We start from the raw sequence: 6417 nt of genomic DNA, 5'->3' as shown, positions 1-6417 counted from the left end.
TTCCGGGCCGCGAAAGAGGCGCAGGCCAACCTGATGATCCACCCGGTCGTCGGCATGACCAAGCCTGGCGACGTGGATCACTTTACCCGCGTCCGCTGCTACGAAGCGGTGCTGGACAAATATCCGCAGGCCACGACCACGCTGTCGCTGCTGAACCTGGCGATGCGGATGGGCGGCCCGCGCGAGGCGGTCTGGCACGGTCTGATCCGCGCCAATCACGGCGCCACCCATTTCATCGTCGGCCGTGACCATGCCGGCCCGGGCAAGAACAGCGCGGGCGAGGATTTCTACGGTCCCTACGAGGCGCAAGATCTGTTCCGCAAGTATCAGGACGAGATCGGCGTCGAGATGGTCGATTTCAAGCATATGGTCTATGTGCAGGAACGTGCCCAATACGAACCCGCCGACGAGATCGAGAAAGGCGTGACCGTCCTCAACATCAGCGGCACCGAACTGCGCCGCCGCCTGCGCGAGGGGCTGGATATCCCGGATTGGTTCAGCTTTCCCGAAGTGGTGCGCGAACTGCGCCGCAACTCGCCTCCGCGCGCGCAGCAAGGTTTTACGGTGTTCTTCACCGGCCTCAGCGGCAGCGGCAAATCGACCATTGCCAACGCGCTGATGGTCAAGCTGATGGAGATGGGCGGCCGTCCGGTCACGCTGCTGGATGGCGATGTGGTCCGCAAGCATCTGTCCAGCGAGCTTGGCTTTTCCAAGGAACATCGCGACATCAACATCAAGCGGATCGGCTATGTCGCCTCCGAGATCAGCAAGAACGGCGGGATCGCGATCTGCGCGCCGATCGCGCCCTATACCGCCACCCGCCGCGCCGTCCGCGAAATGACCGAGGCCTACGGCGCCTTCGTCGAAATCCATGTCGCGACCGATCTGGAAGAATGCGAACGCCGGGACCGCAAGGGGCTCTACAAGTTGGCGCGTGAGGGAAAGATCAAGGAATTCACCGGGATTTCCGATCCCTATGAAGAGCCGCAAAACCCGGAATTGCGCGTCGATACCAAGGATCGCGACGTTGATGGATGCGCCCATCAGGTGCTGCTGACGCTGGAAAGCATGGGATTGATCGGGCTGAACTGAGGCGGGCGCGGTCCGGCCATTTCACGGATTTCCGACGGCCGCATCAGGGTTTCGCGGCCGTCGCATCGATGCAAGTGGCGAATGTGGGGAGCAGACATCTTGTCCGGCCTGGTGATTTCCCTGACGACCATTCCGCCGCGTCTGCCGCGAATCCGGCCGACGCTGCTGGATCTGCTGAATCAGTCGGCGCCGGTGGACGAGATCCGGCTGTATCTGCCGCGGCGCCACCGCCGGTTTCCGCTGGCCGAAGCCGAGATTCCCGATTTGCCCAAAGGTATCCGGCTGATCCTGGTCGACGAGGATTTCGGACCCGCGACCAAGGTTCTGCCGGCCGCGCGGGATCTGGCGGGGCAGGATGTCGAACTGATCTTCTGCGACGACGATCAGGCCTATGATCCCGATTGGGCAGGCTGGTTCCTTGAGGCGCGCAGGCAGCATCCCGACGCCTGCCTGGTTCAGAAGGGATACAATCTCGAGGATCGGCCCGAAGGCACGAAATACTATCCGCGCCACGATCCCGCCCACCAGCCGCGCGCGCAGCGTTTCCGGCGCGACCTGCGCTATCGCCTGCGGCGCGCGGCAAGTCTGGGAACGTGGCGTAAAAAACCCTTTGTCAAAAGTGGCTATCTGGACATCCTCGAAGGCTATCGCGGTGCGATGATCCGTCCCGATTTCCTGCCTGCCGAGGCGTGGGACATCCCCGAGACGTTGTGGATGGTTGACGATCCCTGGCTGTCGGGCCATCTGTTGCGCAATGGCCATCCGATCTGGCTGATCGCCGAAGCGCCACAGCCGACCCGCAGCCACGACGCGCGGCTGCTGGACGGGCTGAAACATTTCGTCGACAACGGATGCGATCGGCGCCAGGCCGATACCATGGCGATCGAGTATTTCCGCCGCCGCTATGGTCTGTGGCCCGATGGCAAGCCGCCGCAGCAGGCACCGGACGAATTGCCGCCACGTCCCGCCTAGGGTCGGGTGGCGGCGCAAAGCGGGCCCGGTCCATGGGTCAGGTTCCTTGCCGAAGGCATCGAAAGGACAGGGCATGACGGATCGCGACGCCGCCACGACGCAGGACTTCAATCCCTGGGTGGCGACGATCCTGCTGCTTCTGGGCAATTTCATGAACCTGCTTGACATCACCATCGTGAATGTCGCGCTGCCTTCGATCCAGCGCGATCTGATGGCCTCGGCCAGCCAGATGGAATGGGTCTCGGCGGCCTATGTGCTGGCCTTCGCGGCCGGGCTGCTGCCGTTCGGCCGGTTCGGCGACAAGCTGGGCCGCAAGCGGCTGTTCCTGTGGGGCGTGGGGCTGTTCACGCTGGCATCGGCGGTTTGCGGGCTGGCCCGCGACATGCCCATGCTGATCGGATCGCGCGCGGTCCAGGGCCTGGGCGGCGCGATGATGGTGCCGCAGGTGATGGCGATCATGCATGTGATCTTTCCGCCCGACGACAAGGCGCGGGCCTTTGCGCTGTCCGCCGTCGTGATCAGTCTGGGGGCCGTGACGGGGCCGCTGCTGGGCGGCGCGCTGATCACGGCCGATCTGTGGGGACTGGACTGGCGGCCGATCTTCCTGGTCAATCTGCCGGTCGGCGCGCTGGTGATGGTGCTGGGCGGCCGCCTGATCCCGGCGCTGGATCCCGACCGGCAGATGAGCATCGACTGGCCGGGCGTCGGCCTGTTCGGGCTGACCATCACCATGATCGTGCTGCCGGTGATCGAGGGCGCACTGCTGGGCTGGCCCTGGTGGTGCATCGCCCTGCTGGCGGGCGCCCTGCCGATGGCCGCGCTGTTCGTCTGGCGGCAGCTTCGGCTGGCGCGATCCGGACGCACGCAGCTGCTGCCGGTCGCGCTGATGCGGAACAAGGGCTATCTGTCGGGCCTGCTGATGGTGCTGCTGCATTTTTCGGCGATTCCGGGAATGTTTCTGGTGCTGGCCATCTATTTCCAGACCGGATTCGGGCTGGATCCGTTCCAGTCCGGTCTTGCGACCGCGCCCTTTCCGCTGGGCGTGATGACGGGCAGCTTCATCACCGGGCGTTTCGGCGCCAGGGGGCTGGCTGTGCGGATGGGAGTGGGGGCGCTGGTGCTGCTGATCGGGATGGCGTTTCTGCGCCATGTCGCCGGCAACCCGCCGCAGCCCTTCTCGGCGCTGGCGTTCACGCTGCCACTGGCGTTTTGCGGTTTGGGCATGGGGCTGGCGATCTCGCCCCTGTTCCAGCTTGTCCTGCATGCCGTGCCCGAACGGGATGCGGGCGCCGGGGCGGGGGCGATGCAGGCGTTTCAGCAGGTCGGTTCGGCGGTGGGCATCGCGACCGTGTCCAGCCTGTTCTTCGTGCGGCTGAAGGCCGGGGGCGGACAGGATTATCCGGCCGCCATGAACCATGCGCTGACCTATCAGCTTTTCGCATTCACGGCGATCCTGATCATCCTCGGCCTGCGGCGCTGGACCATGGGGCCGCCCCGGCCCGGCAAGAACCCGCCGGCAGACACGCCGTTGGCGGAATGAGCGGCTGGCGTTCGTCGCTGGAAGTTTTCGCGTTGGACCGCGATGCCAGCCGGGTGCTGCTGCGTTGCGACCGGCTGATCGAAGCGCCGAACTGGCATCCGGACGGCTGGTTCCTGGTCAATGGCGGCGGCCATCTGTGGCGCGCGGATGCCCGGGGGCTTTGGCGCATCGATACCGGCGAACTGCATCGCTGCAACAACGATCACGGTTTCCTGCCCGACGGGCGGATCATCCTCTCCTGCCAAAGCGACAGCGGCGCAGGCATCCATGTTCTGGAACGGAACGGTCCGCGCGATCTTGGCCTTGCGCGCCCAAGCTGGTGGCATTCGGCGCATGGAAACCGGATCGCCTATGCCTGCGCGCGCGGCGGCGACCGGGTGGTGCGTGTTGCCGTCCTGGACATGGCAAGCGGGGTCGAGCGGGTCCTGACACCGGGCCTCGCCCATCACGACGGGCCGGATTTCTCGGCCTGCGGCGAATTCATCTGGTTCAATTCGGATGCGACCGGGCAGGCCCAGATCTGGCGGATGCGGGCTGATGGCAGCGAGGCCGCTCCGGTCTTTCGCGACGCAAACGTGAACTGGTTTCCGCATCCCTCGCCCTGCGGCAGGCACGTTCTGTATCTGGCCTATCCGCCGGGAACCCAAGGCCATCCCCGCGACCGGTCCGTCCAGTTGTGGCTGATGGATATCAACGGCGGCAACAGACGGCGCGTGGTCGATCTGCACGGCGGTCAGGGCAGCCTCAACGTTCCCTGCTGGGCACCCGATGGCAGCGCCTTCGCCTTCATGCGCTATGCGCGCGAACAGCCAGCACCGGGGCGTGCCCCGGTGCAGCCTGTCAATGGACGCTGACCGGCGACAATTCGTTCTGCCGGGCCAGCATGAAGGCCAGAGAACGGTCTCGCACCAGCGCCAGACGCTCGCCGTCGGCATCGTGGACGGCATACATCGTGTCGAGGTCGGGAACCTGTTCACGCACCTCTTCGGGCAGGGTGCTGGTCGCGATCTTGCGGATATAGACGGTGTTGGCGCTGTCGCCTTCGCCGAAATCGAATTTGGTATCCATGATGATCCCCTTTATTTGCGGCTGATCGGAATGGTCTGGACGACCTGTTGCGGTGCCGTTCGCCTCAGGTCGATGTGAAGCAGCCCGTTCTCGATATCGGCCGAGACGACCTCGACCCCGTCGGCCAGAACGAAACTGCGCTGAAAGGCGCGCGAGGCGATGCCGCGATGCAGGAAGACGCGATCGTCATCGGCCGGTGCCATGCGGCCCCTGATGACAAGCTGCCGATCCTCGGTGGTGACGGCCAGATCGTCCTGGGCGAAACCCGCGACCGCCAGCGTGATGCGAAAGCCATCCGGCGCGACATGTTCGATGTTGTAGGGCGGATAGCCTTCCGATCCCTTGGCCGCCCGCTCGGCCAGCCGTTCAAGCTGGTCGAAACCCAGCAGATAGGGATGCGTCCCCAGTGAAATCTTGCTCATTTCTCAGCCCTTGTCCATGAAAGCGACTGTCGGAGGATCCCGTCGCGGCAACCCTTCCGGTTTCAATATGTGAATGAATCGCCGCCGGCGCAAGGTTCGCGCCGGGTTCAGCGCCGCGCCCGCCCGGTCCGGGGCGGCTGACGCAAGCTTCTTGTTAACACAGCGGCCGCAAGGGGCTATAAGAAAGGAAAGCAGGCCTGTCAGCGAAGTGTCGCCCCATGAACATGCATCACGAAATGTCCCATGACCAGATCGCGCGGGCGCGGCTGACCGCGCTGCGCTGCGAGCATCGTGATCTTGACGAGGCGATCTCGGCGCTGTCGTCGCAACAGCTGACCTCGACGCTGACCCTGCAGAGACTGAAAAAGCAGAAACTGGCGCTGAAGGACCAGATCGCCCGCCTGGAAGACGAACTGACCCCGGACATCATCGCCTGATTGCGGCGTAGCGCCGCGCGCGCTATGGCGTTGTCCGGCCAGAAAAGGGGGCGGCGCATGGAAAAACCCGTTGGAATCATCATGGGCAGCCAGTCGGACTGGGCGACCATGCGCGAGGCGGCGACAATTCTGGACGATCTCGGGGTCGGCTTCGAGGTCCGGATCGTCAGCGCCCATCGGACGCCTGACCGGCTGTGGGATTATGGCAAGGGCGCAGTGACGCGCGGCCTGAAGGTGATCATCGCCGGGGCCGGCGGGGCGGCGCATCTGCCCGGAATGATGGCCTCCAAGACCCGGCTGCCTGTGATCGGCGTGCCGATCCAGACGCGGGCCCTGTCGGGTGTCGATTCGCTCTATTCCATCGTGCAGATGCCCAAGGGGTTTCCGGTCGCGACCATGGCCATCGGCGCGGCCGGGGCCGCCAATGCCGGGCTGATGGCGGCGGCGATCCTGGCGCTTGGCGATCCGGATCTTGCGCGGCGGCTGGAGGATTGGCGGGCCGCGCTGTCCGCCTCTATCCCCGAGGAGCCCGCCGATGAATGAGATTCGCAGCATCGGCATTCTCGGAGGCGGTCAACTGGGTCGGATGTTGTCGGTCGCGGCCAGCCGTCTTGGCCTGCGCTGCCATGTCTTCGACCCCGGCGCGGCGCCAGCGGGCGAAGTGGCATGGCGGCTGACGACCGCACCCTACGAAGATGACCATGCCCTTGCCGCCTTTGCCGAAAGCGTGGACGTGATCACCTACGAATTCGAGAACGTGCCGACCTCGGCACTGGATCTGCTGGAACGCCTGCGCCCGATACGCCCCGGCCGCCATGCGCTGGCGGTGTCGCAGGACAGGCTGGCCGAAAAGACCTTTCTGAACGAGATCGGGCTGGCCACGGCG

General features: G+C 65.2%; 8 protein-coding genes and 1 pseudogene. 7 read left to right on the top strand and 2 right to left on the bottom strand.

All coding sequences use genetic code 11. The features are described from left to right. From B4L36_RS13310 to B4L36_RS13295, 4 genes are all read left to right on the top strand, one after another. Positions 1–1092 (top strand): bifunctional sulfate adenylyltransferase/adenylylsulfate kinase (locus B4L36_RS13310; RefSeq protein WP_292958124.1); only part of this gene is annotated, 1092 nt, incomplete at its 5' end. 111 nt (positions 1093–1203) lie between these two features. After that, positions 1204–2064, top strand: coding sequence for a glycosyltransferase family A protein (locus B4L36_RS13305; RefSeq protein WP_292958122.1), 861 nt, complete (start codon positions 1204–1206; stop codon positions 2062–2064). A gap of 73 nt (positions 2065–2137) precedes the next feature. Continuing rightward, positions 2138–3604 (top strand): MFS transporter, encoded by a 1467-nt coding sequence (locus tag B4L36_RS13300; RefSeq protein WP_292958120.1) that lies wholly within the window; start codon positions 2138–2140, stop codon positions 3602–3604. Then, positions 3601–4458 (top strand): TolB family protein, encoded by an 858-nt coding sequence (locus tag B4L36_RS13295; protein WP_292958118.1) that lies wholly within the window; start codon positions 3601–3603, stop codon positions 4456–4458. The genes B4L36_RS13300 and B4L36_RS13295 overlap by 4 nt, the downstream gene beginning before the upstream one ends. Here the strand turns inward: B4L36_RS13295 and B4L36_RS13290 are convergent. Further along, positions 4445–4672, bottom strand: coding sequence for a DUF1150 family protein (locus tag B4L36_RS13290; RefSeq protein WP_292958116.1), 228 nt, complete (start codon positions 4670–4672; stop codon positions 4445–4447). The genes B4L36_RS13295 and B4L36_RS13290 overlap by 14 nt on opposite strands. A gap of 11 nt (positions 4673–4683) precedes the next feature. Next, positions 4684–5094 carry an Hsp20 family protein gene (locus tag B4L36_RS13285; RefSeq protein WP_292958114.1) on the bottom strand — a complete coding sequence of 137 codons (411 nt, stop codon included), beginning with the start codon at positions 5092–5094 and terminating at the stop codon, positions 4684–4686. Between the two features lie 218 nt (positions 5095–5312). On the opposite strand from B4L36_RS13285, the gene B4L36_RS13280 reads away from it, so the two are divergent. From B4L36_RS13280 to B4L36_RS13270, 3 genes and pseudogenes are all read left to right on the top strand, one after another. Beyond that, positions 5313–5531, top strand: coding sequence for a YdcH family protein (locus tag B4L36_RS13280; RefSeq protein WP_292958112.1), 219 nt, complete (start codon positions 5313–5315; stop codon positions 5529–5531). Between the two features lie 57 nt (positions 5532–5588). Then, a complete protein-coding gene (purE, locus tag B4L36_RS13275; RefSeq protein ID WP_292958110.1) occupies positions 5589–6074 on the top strand; it encodes a 5-(carboxyamino)imidazole ribonucleotide mutase in 486 nt (161 codons plus the stop codon). After that, positions 6067–6417 (top strand): annotated as a pseudogene (locus B4L36_RS13270) (5-(carboxyamino)imidazole ribonucleotide synthase); the annotation flags it as partial. The gene purE and the pseudogene B4L36_RS13270, both read left to right, overlap by 8 nt.

Origin of the sequence: Paracoccus sp. UBA889, assembly GCA_002294185.1 — a bacterium.
GTDB lineage: Bacteria > Pseudomonadota > Alphaproteobacteria > Rhodobacterales > Rhodobacteraceae > Paracoccus.
Note: the sequence above shows the minus strand (reverse complement) of the source record. Positions and strands in the feature narration are given on the sequence as shown.

Excerpts from the sequence above, each read along its gene's own strand:
- B4L36_RS13300 (WP_292958120.1), top strand. The coding sequence starts at position 2,138 with ATGACGGATCGCGACGCCGCCACGACGCAGGACTTCAATCCCTGGGTG.
- B4L36_RS13295 (WP_292958118.1), top strand. The coding sequence starts at position 3,601 with ATGAGCGGCTGGCGTTCGTCGCTGGAAGTTTTCGCGTTGGACCGCGAT.
- B4L36_RS13290 (WP_292958116.1), bottom strand. The coding sequence starts at position 4,672 with ATGGATACCAAATTCGATTTCGGCGAAGGCGACAGCGCCAACACCGTC.
- B4L36_RS13285 (WP_292958114.1), bottom strand. The coding sequence starts at position 5,094 with ATGAGCAAGATTTCACTGGGGACGCATCCCTATCTGCTGGGTTTCGAC.
- B4L36_RS13280 (WP_292958112.1), top strand. The coding sequence starts at position 5,313 with ATGAACATGCATCACGAAATGTCCCATGACCAGATCGCGCGGGCGCGG.
- purE (WP_292958110.1), top strand. The coding sequence starts at position 5,589 with ATGGAAAAACCCGTTGGAATCATCATGGGCAGCCAGTCGGACTGGGCG.